The sequence below is a fragment of the Streptomyces sp. NBC_00299 genome (genome assembly GCF_036173045.1).
GTDB lineage: Bacteria > Actinomycetota > Actinomycetes > Streptomycetales > Streptomycetaceae > Streptomyces > Streptomyces machairae.
Map to the genome: position 1 here is coordinate 45,688 of NZ_CP108039.1, position 22,547 is coordinate 68,234.

At 65.9% G+C, this 22,547-nt stretch carries 15 protein-coding genes and 1 pseudogene; 7 read left to right on the forward strand and 9 right to left on the reverse strand.

The genetic code is table 11. From position 1 onward, the window contains the following. The first annotated feature begins 125 nt into the window (after positions 1-125). A complete protein-coding gene (locus OHT51_RS00175) occupies positions 126-977 on the forward strand; it encodes an IS5 family transposase (protein WP_328876820.1) in 852 nt (283 codons plus the stop codon). 442 nt (positions 978-1,419) lie between these two features. Here OHT51_RS00175 and OHT51_RS00180 read toward each other — a convergent pair whose 3' ends face one another. The 4 genes from OHT51_RS00180 to OHT51_RS00195 form a co-directional block, all read right to left on the reverse strand. Continuing rightward, positions 1,420-1,809 carry a hypothetical protein gene (locus OHT51_RS00180; RefSeq protein ID WP_328876821.1) on the reverse strand — a complete coding sequence of 130 codons (390 nt, stop codon included), beginning with the start codon at positions 1,807-1,809 and terminating at the stop codon, positions 1,420-1,422. Between the two features lie 41 nt (positions 1,810-1,850). Further along, complete coding sequence (locus tag OHT51_RS00185) at positions 1,851-8,855, reverse strand: polymorphic toxin-type HINT domain-containing protein (protein WP_328876822.1); 7,005 nt, start codon at positions 8,853-8,855, stop codon at positions 1,851-1,853. A gap of 126 nt (positions 8,856-8,981) precedes the next feature. Then, the gene (locus tag OHT51_RS00190) at positions 8,982-10,955 is read right to left on the reverse strand and encodes a LamG-like jellyroll fold domain-containing protein (protein WP_328876823.1); all 1,974 of its coding nucleotides are present in this window, start codon (positions 10,953-10,955) and stop codon (positions 8,982-8,984) included. Continuing rightward, positions 10,873-11,469, reverse strand: coding sequence for a hypothetical protein (locus OHT51_RS00195; RefSeq protein WP_328876824.1), 597 nt, complete (start codon positions 11,467-11,469; stop codon positions 10,873-10,875). The genes OHT51_RS00190 and OHT51_RS00195 overlap by 83 nt, the downstream gene beginning before the upstream one ends. Before the next feature lie 389 nt (positions 11,470-11,858). On the opposite strand from OHT51_RS00195, the gene OHT51_RS00200 reads away from it, so the two are divergent. The 3 genes and pseudogenes from OHT51_RS00200 to OHT51_RS00210 all read left to right on the forward strand — a co-directional run bounded on the left by OHT51_RS00200 (position 11,859) and on the right by OHT51_RS00210 (position 15,276). Next, positions 11,859-12,539, forward strand: a complete 681-nt coding sequence (locus OHT51_RS00200; RefSeq protein WP_328876825.1) for a hypothetical protein — start codon at positions 11,859-11,861, stop codon at positions 12,537-12,539. 781 nt (positions 12,540-13,320) lie between these two features. After that, positions 13,321-13,980 (forward strand): hypothetical protein, encoded by a 660-nt coding sequence (locus tag OHT51_RS00205; protein ID WP_328876826.1) that lies wholly within the window; start codon positions 13,321-13,323, stop codon positions 13,978-13,980. Positions 13,981-14,065: 85 nt separating this feature from the next. Then, a pseudogene (locus OHT51_RS00210) lies at positions 14,066-15,276 on the forward strand (IS30 family transposase). A 71-nt stretch (positions 15,277-15,347) separates the two neighbouring features. On the opposite strand, the gene OHT51_RS00215 reads toward OHT51_RS00210, so the two are convergent. The 4 genes from OHT51_RS00215 to OHT51_RS00230 form a co-directional block, all read right to left on the reverse strand. Further along, positions 15,348-16,985: a hypothetical protein gene (locus OHT51_RS00215; RefSeq protein WP_328876827.1), complete on the reverse strand. Its 1,638-nt coding sequence runs from the start codon at positions 16,983-16,985 to the stop codon at positions 15,348-15,350. A gap of 789 nt (positions 16,986-17,774) precedes the next feature. Further along, positions 17,775-18,134, reverse strand: a complete 360-nt coding sequence (locus OHT51_RS00220; RefSeq protein WP_328876828.1) for a hypothetical protein — start codon at positions 18,132-18,134, stop codon at positions 17,775-17,777. 179 nt (positions 18,135-18,313) lie between these two features. Beyond that, positions 18,314-18,676, reverse strand: a complete 363-nt coding sequence (locus tag OHT51_RS00225) for a NucA/NucB deoxyribonuclease domain-containing protein (protein ID WP_328884192.1) — start codon at positions 18,674-18,676, stop codon at positions 18,314-18,316. Positions 18,677-18,693: 17 nt separating this feature from the next. Continuing rightward, complete coding sequence (locus OHT51_RS00230; RefSeq protein WP_328884620.1) at positions 18,694-19,455, reverse strand: hypothetical protein; 762 nt, start codon at positions 19,453-19,455, stop codon at positions 18,694-18,696. Here OHT51_RS00230 and OHT51_RS00235 point away from each other — a divergent pair. Next, positions 19,341-20,063, forward strand: coding sequence for a helicase associated domain-containing protein (locus OHT51_RS00235; protein WP_443052371.1), 723 nt, complete (start codon positions 19,341-19,343; stop codon positions 20,061-20,063). The genes OHT51_RS00230 and OHT51_RS00235 overlap by 115 nt on opposite strands. A 267-nt stretch (positions 20,064-20,330) precedes the next feature. Here the strand turns inward: OHT51_RS00235 and OHT51_RS00240 are convergent, their stop codons facing one another. Continuing rightward, positions 20,331-20,918, reverse strand: coding sequence for a hypothetical protein (locus tag OHT51_RS00240; RefSeq protein ID WP_328876829.1), 588 nt, complete (start codon positions 20,916-20,918; stop codon positions 20,331-20,333). 434 nt (positions 20,919-21,352) lie between these two features. On the opposite strand from OHT51_RS00240, the gene OHT51_RS00245 reads away from it, so the two are divergent. Together OHT51_RS00245 and OHT51_RS00250 are read left to right on the forward strand one after the other, a co-directional pair. Next, the gene (locus tag OHT51_RS00245) at positions 21,353-21,604 is read left to right on the forward strand and encodes a hypothetical protein (RefSeq protein ID WP_328876830.1); all 252 of its coding nucleotides are present in this window, start codon (positions 21,353-21,355) and stop codon (positions 21,602-21,604) included. Between the two features lie 206 nt (positions 21,605-21,810). After that, a complete protein-coding gene (locus OHT51_RS00250; RefSeq protein WP_328876831.1) occupies positions 21,811-22,368 on the forward strand; it encodes an EF-hand domain-containing protein in 558 nt (185 codons plus the stop codon). Positions 22,369-22,547: the final 179 nt, after the last annotated feature.

The window sequence follows — 22,547 nt, forward strand, 5'->3', positions numbered from 1 at the left end:
TTTCGCACCGGTGCAAGGAGTGCTGTGTCAGGGTCCGTAGTCGCAGTAAGAGAGCATCTGATCTAGGTAGTTGATAGTTAGGGATGATTTTGTGACGGCTGGTGTGGGCGGTCGTTAGGACGGGCGTGAGCGTGCGTCGTCCTTACCGCAGTGATGTCTCTGATGCCCGGTGGGCTCTGATCGAGCCGGTCTTCTCTGCCTGGCGGGCGAGACGGACCGGGCCGGGCACGACGGCCCGGGCGCACGATCTGCGGGAGATCGTCAATGCGATCCTCTACGTCAACCGGACCGGGATTCCGTGGGAGTACCTGCCGCACGACTTCCCGCCCTACAAGACTGTCTACGACTACTACGCGAAGTGGGAAGCCGACGGCACGACCCAGCAGGTCCACGACCTGTTACGCGACAAGACCCGTCGCGCGCAGGGCCGCAGCGCGGAGCCCACCGCGGCCGTGATGGACGCGCAGAGTGTCAAGACCTCGGCGAACGTGGCCGAGTGCAGTCAGGGCATCGACGCCGGCAAGAAGATCAAAGGGCGCAAACGCCATCTGATCACCGACACCCTCGGCCTGGTCCTGGCCGTCCTGGTGACCGCCGCGAACGTCCACGACACCGTCGGCGGAAAGCATCTGCTCGACGACCTGGCGGCGCGTCATCCCAGCGTCACCAAGGTCTGGGCCGACGGCGGCTACCAGAGCAGCATCTTCAATCACGGTGCCGGCCACGGCATCGACGTTGAGGTCGTGCAACGGACCCGGACGAAGGGCTTCGAGCCGCTTCCCAAACGATGGGTGATCGAGCGGACCTTCGGCTGGCTGATGCAGCACCGTCGGCTCGCGCGTGACTACGAAGCCCTGCCACAGAGATCCCGCACGATGATCCACTGGGCGATGGCTAACAAAATGTCCCGCGAACTGACCGGAGAATCCACGCCAACCTGGCGAATCGAAACGGACATCCCGCTCGTATCGGCGTGAACACTGATCAGATGCTCTCTTAGAGTGCGGATCCCCCGAGCGGCGCCGTCTTCCTCGCCCAGGGATAGACCACTGCTGGCAATGCTGCTGTCGTCACAGGCACCGAGCGTAGAGGGCAGCACTGACAGGCGAGGAGCCGACCGCCCCATCACCCGAGTTGGGTAGCCACTGGCCGCGGCGGAACCGATCTTCCCCGCCCCCGGCAGATCGAGGCCGTTGCCTCCTGGACTGCTGCTTGTGGTCGGTCTGTACGCCAGGTGGCCGGCAGTCGAGGACTTTAACGCGGACTTCGGCAGCGTGCTTCAGAGCGGTCGGTGCGGTGACGGCGCTCTCGTTGCGGATGTCGTCCCGCGCCCCGAGTGAAAGTAGGGTCGCAGCCTGGGAGAGGGGGCGGGTCATCGACCTGCCCCCTCTCCCGATTTACCGCATCTGCCTGCGGAAGTTATTCCCCTATGGCGAATCGCCAATCCCAAAGAGGTTCCCTCTGAAACCGCGCTAGAACCTCGCCATATTCGATGAGCTCGCCGTAATTCGTATCTACCAAGCCTGATAGTCCCTGAATTACTTCACCCAGGAGATCGCGAATGCAAGACACTTCCACATATTCAAGCGTGATCGCCTGAAACTCGCCGAGCTTATGGCGAATCTCACCCAATTCTTCCTCATCGAATTCATCGAGGACATCCCCGGACGCGTCTACGCCGAAGCTGCATTCTCCTCGATCAAGCCGATCGAAGATTTCACCCTCGCTGTAGGTACCAGCCTGCCGCAGACGGGCCACGATGCGCTGATGGCTCCCGAGGGGGCTGAGGAGAACGATGGTAGGGCGCATGGATCTTCCTGTTGTGACGGGTGCTTATGACGCATCTTGAACTATGGAGCCAAGACATCCATCAGGACATTCTTGTCGCGAGTGACCATAATGCCAGCCTGCTCGAGACTCTTGATCACGCTGCCTCGCCCTTGCGGGAGGTAAACGATGACCGGATAATCCGTCAGACTCTGAGTTCTCAAAGCCTGTTTCAGAGCTCCCTTACCCGAACCCGTTTTGACCTGGACCACTGCGTTCCTGGTCACGATGTCGAAATCTGTGAGGACTTGGCCGTCCGCGCCGACAACATCGACTCCCTGCGCCCGGACATGTCCCGGATAGGCTGCGTTGATGTCGTCAACCAGTTCGGGAACGAGGGGATCGTCTCCCTTCCCGATCACGTGAGTCGGGCACCCATTGCTGTTGTGAACGAGTACCGAAGTTTTACCCGCCAGCACATAGTACGTGTGCGGGCCTGTGACGCTGAGGTTGTGAACACGGGCTGCCTGTGTCCAGCGCTGGATTGCCTCGATCTGGACGAGGGTTCCGGCAGAGGTTCGCAGCCACTGCCCCGTCTTGAGATTGCCGGCGTCCACCCACAGACGCAGGTCGGTGACCCAGAAGGGGTGGTTGTCGGTTGCGGTTACCGTCTTCTGTTGGCCTCGCTGGTCTACGATTTTGATCTTGACGAGGTTCTTGAGGCCTTCTCCGAGGATTTCAGCGGTCACCTTCTGTGGTGACGTCTCGCCTGTCTCGGGATCTGTCGCAAGGACCTCATCGCCGACCTTCAGGTCCTCGATGTCCTTTGCTGTTCCGTCGGCCATGAGCACGTCGGTGCCCGGGAGGAAGCTATTGGGGTCGAGGCAGGACAGTGCTCGAGCGGCCTCCTTGTCGCCCTTCTTGATGAGTTTTACTGCTTTGGCGATCTTGCCTACGGGCAGAAGCCCCGCCGCCGTCCATACGCACCCGCTGACGCTTCCCTGCGCGCAGCGGATGGCGTCGCGTACGCCGATGAGTTCGAGGAAGTCTGCTGTGGGTCTGATCCAGCCGAGTTGGTGGGCTGCGTCGCAGACCGCTTTTGCGTCCTGCTTGCACTGGTTCTCGGCCCATTGGACGAGGAGTTGGCTGTAGGTCTGGTTGCCGAACGGGTCGTAGCCGATGTTGCGGAGGTGTTCCTCGGTTGGGATCTCCACTCCGGGGACGATCTCGGGCGGCTTCGTGCTGCCGCCGGCGCTACCGCTGTTGGCGCTGCTGTTGCCACCGCCTGTGCTGCTGTGGTCGATTGCGTACTCGACGTTGCCGTCTTGGTCGTAGCAGTTGTTGTGCGTGCAGCCGGGTCCGTTGTCTGCCGTCCAGACACTGTCGGGGTTGTTCAGGCTGCAGCCGTCGCAGAAGAGTCCGGTCGGGTCGGAATGTGTGACGGGACTGTTGTTCGCGTAGCCGTAGCCGTTCAGCGACAGGGCGTTGGTGGTGTCGAGGACGGGGTCGATGCTGATGAACTGGCCGGTGTCGGGGTCGTATTCGCGGGCGCCTATGTGGGTCAGTCCGGTTGTGTCATCGACGGGTTTGCCGAGGAATGCCTTGTCGTCCGGCCAGCTGGACGGTTCGCTGCCGCGGGGTGCTCCGAAGGGGGTGAGGTAGCGGCGGGTGGAGGTCTGGGCCGTGTTGTCCCTGACGGTGAGGCTCATGGTGCCGTGGTGGTCGCCGGCCTGGAAGGAGAGGCTGCTGGTTCCTGCCTCGGCCGTTCGTACGGCGCCGCCCGCGTAGTAGCGGGTGCCGGTGAGGGCTTTGTTTGCCCCGCTGTTGGAGACGGTGAGTCTCACCTCGGTGCTGCCAAGGTAGAGGATTGTCTCGCCGTCGGTGGTGGCGGCGCGGCGGATGAGGAGCTCTCCGTCAGCGTCGTAGAGGTATTTCGTGCTGGTGGCGGGCTTACTGTCGGCGGCGGGCTCGCTGGTTTGGGCGAGTTTGCCTTCACTGTTCCAGGTCAGAGTCTGGGTTGCCTGCGTGCCGGGTCGGGTGGTGGTGTTGCCGGCCTTGTCGTATGCGTACGTGCTGGTGGTCGGGGTGGGGCTTCCCGGGACGGTCGTCTCGGTCTTGGTGAGCGGGTGTGGCTGTCCGGTGTCGGTGCCGTGGGTGTACGCGACGGTGGTGTTTCCGGAGGCACCGTGCTGTGTTTGGGTCTTGCGCTGGCCGGCGCTGTTGTAGGTGTAGCTGAACCAGTACGGAGCGGCTCCGCCGAGGTTGGACGTGGTGCGGCCGGTGGTGGAGCAGTCGGCCGTCTTGGGGGTCCAGGCTTCGGTGAGGTGGCGGTGGCCGTCGTAGGCGAAGCACTGGTGGTCTGCCTGGGAGGTTCCTTGCCAGGTAGCGGTGTCGGAGATGGCCGTGATGTTGCCGGCGTCGTCGTAGGTGTACTTCAGGTCCTGCAGCATGTAGCTGTGGGTGTCGGTGGTGACGTCCGACTCCTTCAGGCGGCGGGTGCCATCTTCGTACTGGTTGGCGACGTACACCTTTTTGCCGGCGGAGTCGCTGCCGAGGGTCTGTTGCTCCAGCAGGCCCATGGTGGTGTAGGTGGTGCCGAGCAGGTAACCGGTGACTCCCTTGGCAGTGTTGAGCATGCCGAGGGTGTTGTAGGTGTAGTCGATCTGCTCGTAGGTCTGGGTCCCGGTGGAGGGCAGGCCGGCCACGGCTGGCTCGCGGGTGTACTGGATGGTGCCGTCGACGTTGTAGGCCGTGGAGAAGTTCAGGGTCTGGGGGACTCCGGCGGCGACGAGAGGCTCATCTGCGGCTACGGGCAGCTGCAGTTGGGTGGACAGGGGCTGGTATAGGCTGTTGTAGGCGGTGACTTTCTGGGTGTAGGCCTTGCCGGTGGTCCCGCCGACGTAGCGGGTGGCGGCATCCAGGTAGCCCTTGCCGTTGGTGACCGTGTCGAAGGTCCAGGCGCCGAGCTTGTTGGCGTCGGTCTTATCGGTCTGCCACAGGCCCGTTTTGCGGCCGAGTTCGTCGTAGCCGTAGAGCAGCTTCCGGCTTTCGGCGTCGGTGGTCGTGTCCAGTTGGTCCAGGGTGGTGTACCTGGACTTGGTGGTGCCGCTGTCCGGGTCGGTGGCCGTGGTGCGGCGGCCCTTGAGGTCATAGCTGTAGGACCACTGCTTGTTGTCGGGACCGGTGATGGTCTTGGTCTGGCCGCCGGGCGCGTAGGTGAAGGTGGTGGCGGCCGGTGTGCCGGTCGGTGTGGGGTTGGGGTATTCACGGCGTTCGGTAACCTGTCCGAGCAGGTTGCTCGCCAGGGTGACAGCTTTGCCTCCGGCGGGCCCGGTGGTGGTGACGGAGTCCCCGGTGTAGCTGGTGGTCGTGGTCCAGCGGGTGGTGCTGTAGGTCTTGGTCACCACCTGGGTCGGGCGGCCGGTGGCGTCGTAGCTGGTGTCTGTGTGCAGCGGGGCGGCGCCTCCTGCGGTGGCGACCAGTGTTCCGGACGGGGCGGTGGTGTCCCACAGGTCGGCGTTGGATTCGGCTGCCAGGCCACGGTCGTCGTAGAGAGTCTCATTGACGACGCGGCCACCGCGCGGGGACGGAGCCTGTGTTTGGCGCGGTCGCTGGAGGGCGTCGTAGATCTCGTAGCTGGTGTTGTACTGGGTTTTACCGAGGACCGAGGTGGAGATCCAGGAGGGTGCAGTGTTGGAGATGCTGTAGCCGAACTTGTAGTTGCCGCCTTGGCCCAGGACGCGGGAGCGGTTGGCCAGCCATACCTCGGTCAGTCGGCCGAGGCTGTCATAGCTCTGTTCGGTGATCTTGTTGTTGGGGTCGGTGGTCTTTAGGGGAAGGCCGCGACCGGCGTCCATGACCGTGATCGTCTTATGGCTCTTGGCGTTGGTGACGTCCACCTGCGTCAGCGGGCCGGTGGCGGCCGGGGTGTAGGTGGTGCTGGTGGTGTGGCCGATGTTGTTGGAGACGGCGGTTGCGCGCCCGAGGGTGTCGTAGGTGGTCTGGGTGACCTTCTGCCAGATCGGGTTGTCAGATGTGTCGTAGCCGTTGGCGCGGCCGATCCAGCGGACTGCGCCCTTGGTCGGTACCTGGCCTGCGGACCATGTGGTGGTGTCGTATGCGGTGGCGGTGTCGCCGATCACGTCGCCGGGGCGGGCGTCGTTGGTCGGCAGGTCCAGCTGGTCTGTCGCCACGCTGCACTTTCTGGCGACTACCTGCTGGCGGGAGACCAGTGCGGTGAGTCCGGCGGTGGTGTTGCGGGCGTACCAGGTGCGGGTGCAGACCTCGTCGCCCGCGGCTTCCGTGGCGGAGTCCTCCACCGTGACGGGCATTCCGTAGTCGTCGAATGTCGTCTGTGTGGTGCGGGTTTTGTCGGTGGCAGTGATGCCGGAGGTCACCCGGGTTCGGGCGTGGCTGGCTTCGGTGCGGACGTAGTAGGCCTCGGTGTCGGCATACGACTTGTGTTGGGTGGCGGTCTTTTTCCACCACGGGTCGTTGATCGTCCCGGAGATCTCGTCGGCGCCGTTGTAGGTGACTTGTTCACGGGTGAAGCCGGCGTACTGGTCGAGGTCGGTGATCGGTGCGGCTTTGATCCCGGAGACCTCGACGGTGCGTGTGGTGCCGTCCTTCTGTCTGTCGCCGTGCATGCCGCGCAGGTAGATGGTGACGTCTTTGGACTTCGGTCCGGTGTCGTCGCCGACGGTGTGGGTGACTTTGCCGTAGCCGCGCCAGATGGACCAGGTGCGTTCCTTCTGCGGGGTCATGGGGTCGTCGTTGTAGTGCCAGGCGCCGCCGCCGGAGTAGTCGTAGTGGTGGTTGACGGCCAGGGTGCCGCCGTAGGCGGAGGTGAGGCGGACGTCTGAGACGGGGTACTTCTGGAACCAGTCGAGCTGTGGAACGGAGCCGCCGTTGGGGGACCAGTAGACGGGGTAGCAGCGTTTGGTGTTGTTGTCCTCGGCCGGTTTGGTCATGCTGGCCGTGCACTCGGCCGGCAGGTAGTTGATGGTGGTCTGCTGGCCGGTCTCGGAGACGATGGTGGCAAGGCGTGGCTTGGCCAGCGGGAGGATGTTGTCGGCCGTGCCGTCGACGCGGTTGGTGAGCATCTGGTGGCCGAACTTCAGGGCTGGGAGCGTGATGTCGGTGCCGTAGGTGCCGACGCGTTGCAGTTCGTCCAGCCAGAGCGACTGGTCCGAGGAGTCGCCGACCTCACCGGGGTCGAGGTAGAGGTGCTTGAGCCGGTAGGAGTCGACCTGGTCGAAGGCGGCGGTGGTGAGTTTGGTGTTCCAGAAGTGGGTGTCGACGCTGGTGAGCCGCTTGCGGGTGAAGAAGGTGGGACTGGACTGGCCGGTGCATGCGTCGCCGTCCTTGCAGATGGCGTCGTAGGGCACGTCGGGCCAGTTGGTGCGGTGCGCCTCGTCGAGTGTGTCGCAGCCGGAACCGGCGGCCAGGCAGCGTTCGGCGACGTTGAAGGTGGCCTTGTGGGAGGCTGCCGGGGTGCCGGTGAACAGTGCGGTGGCGCGCTGGCCGTAGCGGATTTCCTTCAGGTAGCCGCCGCGGACGTATTCGGTGCCCGGGGTGTCGACGCCGTTTTTGGCGTAGAAGTTCTTTTCCTGGGTGTACCAGTAGGTCATGGCGTTGCCGTGGGTGTCCTCGACCATGTCGAGGTTCCATCGCCATGCTTGGGTGTCCCATCGGCCGGCGAAGCTGGTGCCGCCGGAGTAGCCGGGCTCTCCTTCATCGTCGCCGAAGACGGGCACGGTCCACACGGAGTTGGTGCGTTCGCCGGTGGGGGCGCCGGGCAGCTTGTGCAGGCCGAAGGTGTAGGCGGTGCCGTCGCCGGTTGTGACGCGCCAGTACTCGCCGCTGCTGTCGCCGTTGCCGAGGCTGGTGTCGGTCAGGTGCTCGATCTTGGAGGCGTCGTCGTTCTTCAGCCGCCAATCGCCGCTGGTGTCGTCCTTGACCAGCTCTGAGGCCTTGCCGTTGAGGACGAGGGAGGCGTTGGTGTATTTCCAGCACAGGTCGTACTTGCCGCTCTGACCGTCGTCGTCGCAGGAGTGGTACTTGCGCTCGATGTAGGAGGAGGTGAGGTCGAAGCCTTCTCCAACCATGGAGCTCTGGTTGTTGGTGTTGGCGGTGCGCCCGTCGACGCTGCTCGAGTCGTAGGAGATGGCCAGGTCCGGCGCAGGGCCGGCCGCGGGGGCGGGGACGGCTAGCGGATAGCTCCAGGAGAAGGAGCCGGAGGAGTTGCCTGCCTGCCACGTGGACGATGCCGCAAGCGGGGTGGCCTTGTAGTTGCCCAGGCCGGAGCCGGCGCCTGCGGCGACGGCCAGCACGGTCATTTGGCGCGTCTGTGCTGCCCCCTCAGCCGCTGGCCGGTCGGACTTCGGCGCGGGGGCGGTCGGCTTGGGCAGTGTGATGTCGCCGGTCACCTTGGCCGCGCCGCGGTTGTTTGTGGAGGGCAGTTCCTCCTGGATGCGGCAGGCGCGCTTCTTGGGCGTGGTCAGAGCGCAGGCGGGCAGTTGGACCAAACGGAGCCGGCCGGCGAAGTCTGCGCCGCCGACCGCGAACTTGCGGTAGTCCACGGCTAGTCGGGCGCTTCCCGGATCGCTGCCGGTGACGGTGAGCAGAACCCCGTCGACGCCGGCCGCCTTGGCCTTCTTGTGGTCCAGAACCCTGACGGTGACCTCGTCGGCTGCCGTGGCGCGCTTGGTCCTGGGGGCTTCGATGGTGAGCGGTAGGGAACCTGCCGTGGCACGGGCGGTGCCGGTGGCGGGAACGTCCACGGTGACGGAGCCGGGCTTGGGCCACACCGGTTTGGCGGCCTGCTCTGCACGGGCGCGCCGGGCTGCGGCCTTGTCGGCGGCTTCCGCCCTTTTCAATGCCGCGGCGCTCTTCTTGTCCGGCTTGCCCTTGGCGGGGTGCAGGTCGGCTTCGCGTGGTGCGGGCAGTTTCGGCCGGCCGAGCGCCTCGTCCTTGGCCTCGGCCTGGAACTCAGTGGGCCCCAGCAGGCTCGGCACCATGGCCAGCGCCAGTACCGCAGCCGCCCGGCCCATCCAGCGTCGCCGCCCTGCTCGGTGTGCAGCCTTCATGGCCTTCTTCCGCCCATCGTCATCGTCGAACCCGCACCACGGGTGCACGTTGGAATCTGCGTCGTTGCCCTGCTTACTGAGGTGGGCGGCATACTGGCGCCGGTCGGCCGCCCTTGAGGGGGCCGGCTAGCCGGCCGGTTCGCCGAGGACGCGCTCGGCGATCTGGCGGCTCTCCATCGCGCCGACCCAGATCCGCAGTTGCTGTACTGCCCCCGGCAGGTACTCACCGGGCGTGCCATTGGTGTGGCCGCGGCCGATGGCAAGTTCACCGGTGCCCTGCTGCGGATCTCCGAAGTTGGGCTCGGTGGCCTCATCCACCTGCTCGTCCGCGCCAACGAAGAGGTGCAGCTTGCCGAACCGGGTCGCATCGCCGTCGGCGAAGGGGTCCGCAGCGTTGTACACGCCTGTGACGTGCACCAGTTCGTCCAGCACCGCCACAGCGGTAGCTGATACCTGCGTCGCGGAAGACTTGTTGCCGGCTCCGTCCACCCGGGTGCGTTCGAAGCGCCACAGGCATTCAGGTTTGCCGTCATCGTCGATGTCATCGGCCAGCTTGATCAGTTTCAGGGCCCAGGAGGCCTCGTTGCCGATCTTCTGCTTGGCGACGGTGACGGTGTGGCCGTCCGCCTTGCCGACCAGCTGGGCCGAGTCCACGCGGGCCAGGGCACTGACGGTGAATGAGCCGGTCTCGTCGACCACCGGACCGGTGGTCCAGGCATAGCGAGTGGTGCCATTCAGCGAGAGCACCTGCGGCGTCTCAGCCAGCGTGGCGCCTCCGGCCAGGACCATGCCGGCAAGGGGATAGCCCGATTTCTCCGCCAGGGTGGTGCCGGTCGATGTGGTGGCGTCCCAGCCCGCCATCAGCTCGGTGGCGGCGGCCTCGTTCTCCTTCAGTTCGCCTTCGCCGCGGATCTCGGGTTCGGTCAACGCTCGCTGCCATACGGCCGTCTCATCGAGCCGTCCGCGGAAGAACTCGCTCCCGACACCGGACTTGACCGAACGGGCCCACTGCAGACCCCCATTTGCTGACCAGGGCTGATAGGTCGAAGCGGCACTCGTCAGCTTGACCGGCTGGCCCTGAGGCTGGCCGTTGACGAACAGTTGGATGGTGTCGTTCGTCGGGTCGGTGTCCGGCAGGCCGTCATCACCTTCGGTCTTGAACACGCCCGCCACATGCGTCCAGACCTTCAGCTGAGGCTTCTGCTCGGCGATGGATCGGATGAATACCGGGCTGGCCTTGTCCTGGTCGGTGCGGTTGAACACCCAGGCGTTATAGGCAGTCGAGTAGTACAGGGCGAACGCGTTCGCGTTGCTGCCCGGCTGGGCCATGACAACCCTGTTGACCGAGGTGTCGGTGAGATATGCCCACGTCGAGACGGTGAAGGAGTCGCCGGTGTTGATGGGCGGTGTGGAGGTTGCCGCATACCCCTGCTGCTTGGCCGGGTCGGTGCTGTCCAGCCACAGCGACCGGTCCGTGCCGTCGACACCTCCGCCGCGGCGGGCCAGTGAGGAGAAGCCGGTGCCGTCGGTGTACATGGTGGCGTTGTGTCGCACGGTGCCTTCGGTTGCCGCGTCCCGGGCGAGCTTTTCCTGCGAGCCGGCTGCGTAGTCGTCGAAGTGCCAGCGGCCGATCGCGCCTTTTGCGGTCTGCACCTTGATCTTGACGTAGGCCCATTCGCCCGAGCCGCCAGAATCCCAGCCGCGGACCTGCAGGGTCTGTCGGCCGGCCACCAAGGGAGTGATTGACTCATCCGCGCTCGCACCGGTGGCGAAGTCTGTCTTGGTCATGCCCGGCAGGAGCCACTCGTACTTGACGACATCGGTGTCTGCAGCGTTCTGGGCGAAATGCAACTTGCCCTGGATGCCGGGGCCGCCCTGCGCTGCGCAGTCCTCAGTGACGCACAGGGTGTAGATGCCGCCTGTCACGGCCGTAACCACGGGCGGTTTCGGCCGCTCGAGGTCGACCTTGAAGTAGCACCAGGGCGTGTACGAGGAGAACAGGTCCCCTGACGTACCTTCATAGGTCCAGTGCGACTGTGTACGGGCCTTGACCCGGTACAGGGTCTTGTCGGTTCGCGGGGAAACCTTTGCAGTCTCCACGGTGCCGTCCGGGTCCCACCCGGTGTCGGGCTTGTGGGTCCCAGCCCAGGGTGAGTGTGTGGCTGTTGCGGTCCCCGATCCGGATCAGGTCGCCACCGGCGCCTTTGCCGGAGAAGGACAGGTCCACCACAGCGGCCTTCGGCGCGATGCGGCCATCGGCACGCTTGGCCAGCGTGACATCGACCGGCTTCCACGACCCGTCCGACGCCCGCACCCGCTGCGGGGCGGTCGACTGCGTCAGCTTGAAGCTGCCGTCCGGCTGAGCGAACACCTCGGAGTACTCGGTGCGCTCAAACAGCACCTCCACCGGCTCGCCCGTCTGGGCAGCAAGAGTGGACGCGGCCTCAGCCTGTGCGGGAACGGCATCCGACGCCTGCGCAGCAGGCGATGTTGCTGCGCCGGCCGCCACCGCGTGAGCCGAAGCGCTGGACGGCAACACACCCCCCACGACGGCCACAGCGACCGCGGCCATGAACGTCTTCCCGACGCCGTGACGCCACATGGACATGCTCATCCCATGCCTCCCCCGACTCCGCAGAATCCCCACCGGGGAGTCACAAGATGATCAAAGTGGAGGCACTTTACCCGCGTGAGATCTGCACATGTCAAGATCCTGGCCGCAGTTTCCGCAGGTAATCGGGAGGACGCCGCCCACACGGAGCCCGTCGTCAGGAGGATGGGAGGCATGCGTGACACGGGAGGCCACAGCGCGGCCAGGACCCGCGTTCGCACCTTCTGCGGCTCTTCAGCATCCCGCCAGGACTGCGATGCCGGGTTGGCTTATGCTCTCGACCCAATTGTTCGGGAGGGGCTGGGGTGTTTCGCAGATCGCGTAGGGGCAGCGGGCCCATCGGGCTTGTTCGGCGAAGACTTTGGGCAGCGACGTCGGTGATGATCCTTGCCGTGTCGGCCGTGAGCGGATGTGCGTCGCAGGCATCCAGCCCCAAGCCTGCCGCCGCCCAAGCTCGCACACTCAGTCAAAAAGAACTGGAAGCCGCGAGACTGACCCAGGGCGAAGCGAGCGGCTACGGGGTAGCGCTGGGCAATGAAACACCGGCGGACATGAAGCCGGTGGTGACCACCACCACGCCGGAGATCTGTCTGCCCGCGATGAAGCTGCTCCGCCACGGCTGGGCAGACGGCGCAGTGGGCTACACACGGTTCCACCTGAGTGACCCCGCGAACAGCGTAGGGGCCAAATCGGTGGCACTGACCAGCTATCCCCCCGGTCAAGCCAAGCAGGTATTCGCTTCGGTTGAAAAGTCACTCAAGGCGTGCCCGTCGGTGGTCTACAAGTCCGTCCACTCGGTGCGCGCGAAGCTCACGCTCGGAGGACCACTGGAACCAGGCGATGAGTCGCTCAGGGTGAACATGGATTTCTCAATGAACGGGATTGAGAACCACACGGTGTACGGGCTCGTCCGCAGCAGTGACGTTCTCGTCTGGTTCAACATCAATGAAACGTTCGGCAGCACTCTGCCGAAGCAGAAGAAGGCGGATTTCATGCCGGTACTCCCGACAGATCTGGTCCTCCGGCAGGTGGAGAAGGTGGAAGCCGCCCTGGAAGCGACAGCCACCCCCTGACCACCGGGACCGAGCGCGCCGGGCAACGACCGCTCCGCCCTGGCCAAGCAGGACGGTTGGGTGCCCCACAGTGCGGTCATGGAGGGCTATTTCGAGGAGGGCGAAGATGGCGTGACAGTGCCGTGATCGGCGTGCTGTAGTCCGGAGAGCCACAGCTCCGTGACCCACCAACATCTTCCCCCTGTCGCGGCTGCTGATGTGCTCCACCGAGTTGGGTGTGCTCCGGCCGTCGGGGCCGATGCGTCTTGCTGCGCCGCGCCGGTCTGCGGTGCGACCTTTCCACCCCCACGCGGGCGGCACCCTCGGGAACCCGCTGATCACTCCGTCAGGGGGCGGCTATCAACGGCACATGGTCAACGCTGTCTTGTGCGGCTGCCGCTGCCCTTTCCATCGTGCCCGTCATCGCTCCCGCACCTGCTCACGCCGCCGAGACTCTGCCCCTGGCCGACGCGGTCGGCGGGCCTGCCGCTGGCCACCGAGTTCCGCGACGGCTGCGACCGGAACAAGTTCCGCCACTGGAACAGCGGCGACAACCCTACCGACGGCTGCAACATGCGCGCGGAGGTCCTCCTCCACGCAGCCGTCGACCCGCCCAACGTCGGGCTCGGCTGCCGCTTGGTCGGCGGGAGTTGGGTGGGCGATGCCGAGCATGGCCTGGTGAACGCGTCGCCCTGACGGACGTGTTGCGGCCGGTGCGCAGAACCACACCCCGGACGCACCCTTTGTGCCGGCACGTGCCACGACCAGGACCGCCGCGCACCGGGCCGATAGTCTGACCGGCATGAGTGACGGCATCGCGTGGATAGGCGCACACCACCACACTCCTTCATCGGCTGTGCCTGGCATGCTCGGCGGCATCTCGCTGACCTTGGCCCGAGGCGTGGAGTCGGACGAGTTCCTCATCAACTTGGGGGCCGACCTCGACGAGCTGGCCGCGCGCACCCCGTGCAGGGAGCTGAGCGCACCGGCCGGGCAGCCGGGACAGCCCTCCCCTCGTCTCAACCGGGCCATGTATGGCACGTGCGGTGAGTGGACGTATGTGCTGGAGGACTGGGGCATGGCCACCTGGGCGACTGGCTATCAAGGCAAGGTCGAGTCGATGGTTCCCTGCGAGGGCGAAGAGATCCTCTGCCTGACCGCCAACCGTTTCAGTCCCCCGGCCCTGATCATCCATGCGCCCGGTGCCTGCGCGTACCGGGCTGACTTCGGTACTGACACCGGGCAGGGCTCGGCCCTCGATGCCGCCCTCAGCGCCGCGCGCGCGGTGTTCCCCTCGATGCCGGAGGCCAGTGAGGCCGAGGTAGTCGCACACTTCGAGGAGCATGGCGAGCGCCTGCCCGAGCTTGTGTTCACCGCCGCGGGCGCCTACACGGGCGTGGCCATCGACCAGGACGCCGTGAAGGCCGGCGACCTTCCCGGCGTCCTCATCGCCCCGGCCTGACCGTCTGCCGCGCACACGAGAGCGGCCCCCACCCTGAATCCTTGAGTTCTAGTGGTCGTCGCAACACCCCGCCTGAAGGGGTGCGATGGACTTCGAGATCCGGGAGGGACGGGCTAAGTCTCCGGGCCGTAAGACCCTGGTCCGTGAGCGGGAGGAATACTTCCGGCTCATGGACCAGGGGGTGAGCAGCCGGGAGGCCTGTCGGATCGTCGGGATCAACCGGCGAACCGGCAAGCGCTGGCGTAACGGCAGGAACCCGTCCGGACGGACCAGGGGAGCACCGCCTGTGCGGCGGGAGGTGACCCGTTCCGGTCCGTCCCGTTACCTGACGACAGCCGACCGCATCCACATCGCCGACCGGCTGCGCGAGAAGGCGTCTGTGCGGCAGATAGCGGCCGAGCTGGGCCGCAGCCCATCCACGATCAGCCGGGAGATACGCCGCAACGGCATTTCCCTGCGCGGCGACGACTCCCGCTGGGCCTACCGTCCTTACGCCGCTCAGGCCCGCTCTGACGCCCGCAGGCCCCGCCCGAAGCCAGGGAAGATCGGCCGGAATCCGCAACTGCGGGACTTCATCCAGGATCGTCTGAACCTACGGTGGAGTCCCGAGCAGGTCTGCCAGGCTCTGCGGGCCCAGTTCCCCGACCGGCCGGAGATGCACGTGGTCCACGAGACCGTCTACCAGGCCCTCTACGTCCAGGGCCGTGGTGAGCTGCGCCGCGATCTCGCCAAGGCTCTGCGCACCGGCCGGGCCCGGCGCAAGCCCCGGTTCCGCGACCCCATGGTGATGATCAGCGAACGGCCCGCCGAGGCGGAGGACCGGGCGGTGCCCGGCCACTGGGAGGGCGATCTGATCATCGGTAAGGACGGTGCCTCCGCCATCGGAACGCTCGTCGAGCGCTCTACCCGCTACGTGATGCTTGTGCATCTGCCCGACGGCCGCGGCACGGAGCTCGTCCGTGACGCCCTGGTCGAGACCGTCCGGACGCTGCCGGCCCACCTGAAACGGTCGCTGACCTGGGACCAGGGCAGCGAAATGGGACGTCACCGCGAGTTCACCGTCGCCACGGACGTGCCGGTCTACTTCTGCGACCCGGCCAGCCCCTGGCAGCGCGGCTCCAACGAGAACACGAACGGCCTGCTGGGCAGTACTTCCCCAAAGGCACCGACCTCGCCGTCCACACCCGCGACCACCTCACCGCCGTTGCCGCTGAGCTCAACGGTCGGCCCCGCAAAACGCTCGACTGGGAAACCCCAGCCGAGCGCCTCGCTAAGCTCCTGACAACAGCCAGCTGATCACCTGTGTTGCAACGACACCTGGAATTCGCCTCGCAGGGTGGGGGCCGCTGCCGTTGAGGCCAGGGGTGTTACTTCGCGGCCAGTTTGCAGATCACCGGCTGACCGCCGCCGGCGCCGTACGTGCAGGTGCCGCCGTCATCCATTCGCGTGTCCAGCCAGTACGCGTCCTTGTCCATGATCCGCATGTCCCGCATGAACGTCGCGAAGTGGTTGCCCATGGATTCCTGGTTGTGCATGCCGGCCGCACCCGTCGGTGTGGTCCCGCCCGGGAGCAGGGCGGGGTTCAGGCCGCCCTCAGCCGAGGACATGCCGCCGCTGTTGTAGGAGGAGGCGAACGCGAACTCGTCACAGTTCAGCGCGTCGGCCGCGTCCACCAGGGCGGAGGCGTCCCCGTTCGCCGCGGCCCACCCGGTGGGGCAGATCCGGTTGCGGTTACGGGAGTTCTGCGCACTGTCGCCCATGTAGTACAGGGGCTTTTGATCGGCCATCGAACCCGGGTGCTTGGGAGTGGCCTTCTGGATCAGCCACGCGTGCGCTGCGGCCTGGGGGAAGGCCTTGGCGTTGAAGATGTAGGTGGGCGCGTGGTTGACGAACACACAGCCCGTGCCCGGCCCGGCGTTGGTGGTGTCGCATCGGATCTGGTCGAGATCCTCCGTGCCGCCGTCGTAGTCCAAAGACCACTGGTAGCCGGTCATGAACGGGCGGATCCTCCCGTCCGCAGGCAGAATGTTCGCGTCGATCTTCACATCCGGCTGGTACAGGTACGTCTTCCCGGCAACCGAGGCGTCCCACGTGTACGGGGTGGTGAGCGACGCGGAGTGCATCTCGCCCGGTACCCACCACGTCTTGCCCTTCCACGCGCTGCTATCGGGCTCATGCGGTGTACACGACCCCTGGCACAGGTGCTCCACGCCCACGAAGTTGATTTCACGGAACGCGGGGGGAATCTGCTGCGCGGGTTCGATCGTCAGGTGCTCGGTGAAGCTGTTCTGCCCATCGACCTGAAGCATCCGCAGGAACATGAAGTGAGCAGTGGCCTGGATCGCGCCGTCCATACGGATGTAGATCGGCACCGACCTGACATCGCACTCGATGAACCGGGTAGCGAGGATGCTTTCGAAGTCGGTGTTACACCACTCCACCCCGGCCGTCGCCACACCCGCGGCCTTCGCCCCGCTCTTGGGCGCCTTGCCCTTGGCCACCGGCGTCGACTTGCCGAAGCACACCTGACGGCCGTCCGCATCCGCCTCGCTGCACTGCTCCACCGCCGACTTCGACGAGCGCGCAGACAGCGGCGAACCCGCCGTGCCCAGCGGCTTCGTCTGGTAGTAGTTCGGCGGCGTGTTCAGCGACGTCGGATCGGGCGCACTGTAGTCGGGCGTCGGCAGCGTCAGGTCAACCGGCAGCTCGATACGGAACTTCGCCCACGGGGACCACGACGTTTCGTACAGGGAGCCGTCGAACGCCGACGTGTGAAAGACATAGTTCGTGTTCAGCGCCAGCTTGCCCACCGGCACATCCACCGTGACCGTCGTCCCCGACGCCACGTAGGGGGAGACGATGACACCCCACTCGTTGTCGGCGATGCTCACCTTCTTCAGCGGATTGCCTGCCGCATCCGCGGTCCACACCTCAAACGTCAGCGTCGACTTGTCCCCGTCGGCGTCGGTCACCTTGTTCTTGAGCTGGACCTTCTGAGACGTCAACCCGCTGGAACCCGCCCGGCGCAGCATTCCGCGACAGAGGCGCAGCCGTCGGGCTCTTCCCCGACACCGGCCGCGCTCCCGCGGCAGCCGCACGCGTGGCCTTCTCCGGCCCGGCAGCGGGCCGGGTCGAGGGGGCGGCGTTGGGGTCGGGCTGGGCGGCCGGAGCCGTCTCGACCGCACCGGCCACACCGCCAGCACTGAACAGCAGCATGGCCGCCGTACCGACGGCTATCCGCGAGAGAGCGTGCTTTCTTCTGGTTCTTAACCCTTCAAACAAGACATGTCCCTTCGGGCCCTGCCCTCCCTCGAACCGGGGGGCAGGACGTTGCTGGATGTGTCGCGCCGCCCCCTTTCCTACGCGGCGTGATCATCACCAGGCAACGAGCCCAACCTGGACAGTTCGTCTTTAACCGGAGCTAACGGAAGTGATCTGTCGCACGGTTGTACGAGACAGCGTGAAGACCCTGCAAAGGTGTCCACGCACCAGCACTGCCATCGCCCGCGCCTACGGCCACCGCAAAAACCCTCTAACCTGCCGCTGATGGCGGCCCGTAGGGGAACAGCCGGTGAACTGCTCCGCGTGCGCGAGGAGATGGGGCCCGGTTGATCGTCCGCTGGGTCACGGTGAGGTCCTGGTGAGCAAGCCGTCTGATCGGTCTGGTAAGCCAGGGGTCCGCGCGCGGTCTCCACCCTCAGCCTCGCGAGGCCAGTAGCGCAGCCGCACCGCCCCGAAGTGGACCTGTCCGCTCACCGTGCTCACGGTGAGCGGACAGGTATAGGCAACTGGGTTCAGTGTGCGCGGACTGACGCCCCGTAGCCATCGATCTGGCGGATGACAGTGGCATCTGTGGCGGTGGCTGCCGGCCATGCCTGGATGAGGTACCACTCGGTGACCTCGTCGGGAGCCAGGTCGGTGGCCGTGTCCCGGCCGCGGGCATGGACGCGTAGCCGGTAGTGGCCGGGGCCGTTGAACGACAGAACGGGGAGTTCCTCGTCCAGGTCGTCCATCATGCCGCGGACCATGAATTCGCCCGAGGCGCAGTGCGCGGAGATCTCCACGATGTCCTGCCAGTCACCGTCGTCGGGTGCGGGTTCGGAGTCGTGGAGGGTGACCGTGACGTCGACGTCACCTGTGTGGATGCCCGTCATGATGACGGTGACGCCGTCGGCGACCCGAACGAGCCCGTTGTGCCGGCGCTCGAGGTCGGGGCCGGTGAGGCCGTCCTCGTCGGTGATGTCGAACTGGTGTACTGAACCGGGACGTTTCCCCTGCCCCGTTCGACCTCGTCGCTCATCTCTCCCTCACTCTGCCGGGTGGCGGTGGCTGCCTACTTGATCCACACCAGGAACCGGTCCTTTTCGAGGATCCGGTTGTACAGGTAGAAGCGGCTCAGGGCACGGCCGCCGTCCTCGTTCTGTGTCCCGTTGATCATGCGGCGGCTGAAGTCGCCGCCTCCGGTCTTGGCGCCCTGCCAGGTCGAAGCGAAGGGGTACTCGTCGCACTGCTTGCCTGGCGGACGTTCCAGGCTCGACGGGCACGCCGTGTTCCGGTTCTCCTTGATTTTCTCCTTGTTGGTCAGGCGGGTCAGGTAGCGGGTGGTGCCGTGCTTACCGGGCAGGTTCTTGGTGTTCTGCGCGTACTCGATGTGCTTGGCGAGCTCGGGGAACTCCCCGTTCTTCGCGTAGACCATGTGCGGGATGTACGGCATCACACAGCCGGCCTTCGACGTACCCGGCAGGGCGTTGTCGCACCGCACCGGAGGCGTCGGCAGGGTGATGCTGTTGCTGGGACCGGCCCATCCGGGGTTGGTGAACCGCCATACCGCCGACGCCTGGCCCTCCCCCTTCTGGCCCTTGGTGACGTTTTGATGGTGGTGTCCAGGAAGAACTGGCCCATCGGCTCCTTGCTCGCGCTCATCGGCTGAGAGGGGAACTTGGACTCCGTCACCTTGCACTTGCCCGCACAGGTGCCCTTGCCATTGGCGCTGCTGCCCCTGGCCGCTCCCGAGCTGGAGACCTCCAGCAACTCCACCTGGTACGCCCAGGTCTTGATATCCCGCTTGCTGTAGGCGTAGGCGCGAGTGAGGTAGTGCATGCGGCCGACCACCGCGCCGGTGCGGGGATTCGTCACCGTCAGATCTGCGGGAAAGATCCCGCAGGCCTTGAACCGGTTGACGTACCACTTACCGTTCGCGCCGTGGTCGTCGCACCAGTTCGGGGCGGGCCAGGCAGCAACTGCGGCGCGCAGCTCAGGCGCCGATGCAGTGGTGCCCCAGGTGACGCACGGCACCGGGTTCTCGCCCCCGGCCGCCACAGCATCGGCCAGCTGAGCGCGGCAGGCAGCCTCATCCTCCAGTGCCGCCACCTTCGGATCGGGAGCCACGAGCTCCTCTGTCGCGCGTTCGTCCACCCCCGGAATCTCGGATACGGCTGCCGGCTCCTCTCCCTCCAGATCCTCCGGCACGTCCATATGGAGATCTCGTCGTCCAACTCCTGCGACGCCTCCTCCAGTTCCTCCGGCAGCGGTACAGAATCCTGCAAGGCCCGCGCAGCACCCCCGGCCCCGAATGGAAGACCGCGCTCGAAGCCGTCGACAAGGACTGGAACCCGTCATGGCCGGCCAACTGGCAACGCCACTACACCGCACTACGCGAACTCGTACGCAACGAAGAGAGTCCGGCGGAAGTCCTGCCCGGCTTCACCGTCCACGGCATGGACATCGGAAAATGGCTGAACCGGCAGAAGCCCGAGGTCTGGCAGGCCCTTCACGACGGGCAGCGCGAGCGCCTGGAGCAACTAGGCATCACGCCGTTGGCCCCGGAGCCGGAAGCGCCCGCGAAGCCGTCTACGACGCCCGTGGGGGCCTTCGAGCGGGGGGTAGCAGCCCTGGCGCAGTACAAAGCGCGTACGGGCTCTGTGACCGTCCCACGGGGACACGTAGAGACAATCGTGATCGACGGCCAAGAACACACCGTGAAACTCGGAGTGTGGGTCATGAATCAGAAAGGACGCCGCTCGAAGCTCACCACCGACAGACTCGCCGCGCTCGCCGCCCTGGGTCTTGAGTGGGCGCAGTAGGCACTCCTCACTGCGCAGCTGCGGGCCTCGGGGACACTTCTCTGGGCCCGCAGCCGTCGGGTGGTTCTGTAAGTGGGAGCCAGCAACGTTAGTGAGGGTTTCGGGTAGCACTTGGTGATCGCGGAGCCCGGAAATGTCGATGAGAACCAGCAACGCTTCCCGGGCCGTGGGTCGCGACGCGGGTACAGGGCCTCACCGGGGCCGGTAACGGCGTTTGGCGGCAGAGGGCGCCTTCGCCACTAAACGCCGGGAATCTCCCGGAAGTACTCAGTTGACGAGATTGTCCAGGCAGTTGCGGTAGGTGTCGCGGGCGGAGCGTACCTTCTTGGCCGTGTCCGTCAGTTCGGACCGCGCCGTGTCCAGGTCGCTCTGGCGGGCCTCGACGGTCGGGGCTTCGGTGGCCTTGCGTGCGCTCTCGGCAGCAGTACGCAACGAGGCCTTCGCCTCCTTCGCCCAGTCGGCTGGGGCCTTGTCTGCGGCGTTGGCCAGCCTCACGGCAGCATCAGCGGTGGCCGCCGGGTTGTGCCTGTCAGCCGCGGCCGACAGGTCGCGGGCTGCCTGCTTCCCTTCCCCATTCAACGGGGCGTCTCCCCCCTCCAGGACATAGACCAACTGGACCCCGATCCGGGCTGTCTTGTTGAGCGTCTCCCGGTCGGCTCGGGCCCGGTCGAGTGCCTTTTCCGCTGCGGTGACCTTGGCCTCGGCGTCCTCCTGCCGGTCCTGTGCGTCGAGGTAGGCGATGTTCTTCTTCGTGCAGGGCGGAGCCTGGGGTGCGGCGAACGCCTGGGACGGAGCGAGGGCGGCCAGGACGGAGGCGGCCACGAGGGCAGCGGCACCGGCAGTGCGGATCTTCACGGAATGACTCCATGATCGGTGGGACGGGTTGCGTGGTGATCAACGCGCCGATCCCGCAGTGGAACCGATTTCTCGCAGCGGACATCCGTTCAGCGGTACTCCACCTCGTCCCAGCTGATCCCCGCGCGGTAAGCACCTCCAGACTGCCCACCGCAAGGCCCACGGTGTTGCTGGAACTCACCATCGCCCTTCGGCGAAACCGCGCTGCCAGCGCTCTCCGCGCCGCCACGGGGTCCAGTACGCAGAGCACTCCCGCTCACCTGCCTCGTCCGGCCAGCGTCCCCGCCAGCGCCAACCGCCGCGAGGGGGAACCGGTGTTGCACGCTGCCGTACGACCGGACCACCACACAAGATCGGCAATGGAAGACCCCGGATCGGCACCCTGACGACAAGCTCCCGCTCGACAGCCAGAGGAGACCGGCCACCAGGCCGAGATGTTCATGGTGCCGCCCGGCACCATGAGCACGAACAGCAGCACGCCCGTGCTCACCGTGAATGGCAAGACGAGCCAGGATCATCACCATCGTGAACGGCAACAACACCCCCGCCGCATCTGCGACCTGTTCGGTCTCTTCATCGAGGCGGGGCTCCGTTGCACCTCCGCCGTCGACCAGCCCAGCATCGTCGAGTACCGCCTACGCAACTCCGGGCCACGCCCGTCCCCACGCGCCGATGACATCGGCTGACACCGTCGTTCAGCGGGCTCGGCACCAACGGCGTACCAAGACTTCACCTGCGCGGACATGGTCGGAACTGCCCCGGGCCTCGGCTAGACCCTCGCATGGGGAGCACCATGATCGAATGTTCGGAATGCCGTAAGCGCCACCTTTGGTGTCTTTGTGTTTCTCGCAGGGGATGTTGCCGGTGATGTCCCCGACACGAAAGGCGTGCGATGAGCAACACGTTCCTGGAGCGGAAGATCGCCCGGTGCTTCGATCTGCTGGACCGCAACAGCGATGGAGACCTCAGTAGGGACGACTGCGTGGCGCTGGCCCGCGCAGCGGCCGACGCTTCGGGCTTTGCCGCCGAGTCTGCGGATGCCCGGCGTGTTCACGACGCCTACGTCCGCCTGTGGGAGGTGTTGCTTGCTCCCATGGACTCCGACGGTGACGGCCGGATCAGCATGAAGGAGTACGTCACCGCCGTCACCGGTCTTTCGGCCGATCCCGACGGGTACGCCGACTCGCTGGGCGTGGCAGTGGACGCCTTCGTCGAAGCAGGAGACTCCGACCGGGACGGTCGGCTGTCGCGGCCGGAGTTCCTCGCCCTCTACCGGGCGACCTTCCCCTCTCTCGGGCAGGAAGAGATTGCCGATGCCTTCGAGCACCTGGACCGGGACGGCGACGGTCACATCACCCGGCAAGAACTGAGCCAAAGCATCCAGGAATACCTGCTCAGCGAGGACGTCAACGCGCCGGGCAACTGGTTCCTCGGGCGCTTGGACGTCTGACGCCGCCGGGCTGGTGCCGACCGGTTGGACGCCAGCCCGAAATCTGCTCACAGACCGCCGCTAGTCCTCGGGGACGACGCAGTCCTGTCGCGGTGAAGGGAAGCGGCGTGAACAGCGACCCAGTCGATGTGATCGCTTCCCCTGAGGAACGACGGAGCGAGATCAGAAAGATCCCCACT

Bases quoted from the DNA above. Each gene is read 5' to 3' on its own strand.
- OHT51_RS00230 (WP_328884620.1), bottom strand. From the start codon at position 19,455: ATGGACGTGCCGGAGGATCTGGAGGGAGAGGAGCCGGCAGCCGTATCC.
- OHT51_RS00205 (WP_328876826.1), top strand. From the start codon at position 13,321: ATGAGTGACGGCATCGCGTGGATAGGCGCACACCACCACACTCCTTCA.
- OHT51_RS00195 (WP_328876824.1), bottom strand. From the start codon at position 11,469: ATGAGCATGTCCATGTGGCGTCACGGCGTCGGGAAGACGTTCATGGCC.
- OHT51_RS00220 (WP_328876828.1), bottom strand. From the start codon at position 18,134: ATGACGGGCATCCACACAGGTGACGTCGACGTCACGGTCACCCTCCAC.
- OHT51_RS00250 (WP_328876831.1), top strand. From the start codon at position 21,811: ATGAGCAACACGTTCCTGGAGCGGAAGATCGCCCGGTGCTTCGATCTG.
- OHT51_RS00185 (WP_328876822.1), bottom strand. From the start codon at position 8,855: ATGAAGGCTGCACACCGAGCAGGGCGGCGACGCTGGATGGGCCGGGCG.
- OHT51_RS00180 (WP_328876821.1), bottom strand. From the start codon at position 1,809: ATGCGCCCTACCATCGTTCTCCTCAGCCCCCTCGGGAGCCATCAGCGC.
- OHT51_RS00225 (WP_328884192.1), bottom strand. From the start codon at position 18,676: ATGGTCTACGCGAAGAACGGGGAGTTCCCCGAGCTCGCCAAGCACATC.
- OHT51_RS00245 (WP_328876830.1), top strand. From the start codon at position 21,353: ATGTTCATGGTGCCGCCCGGCACCATGAGCACGAACAGCAGCACGCCC.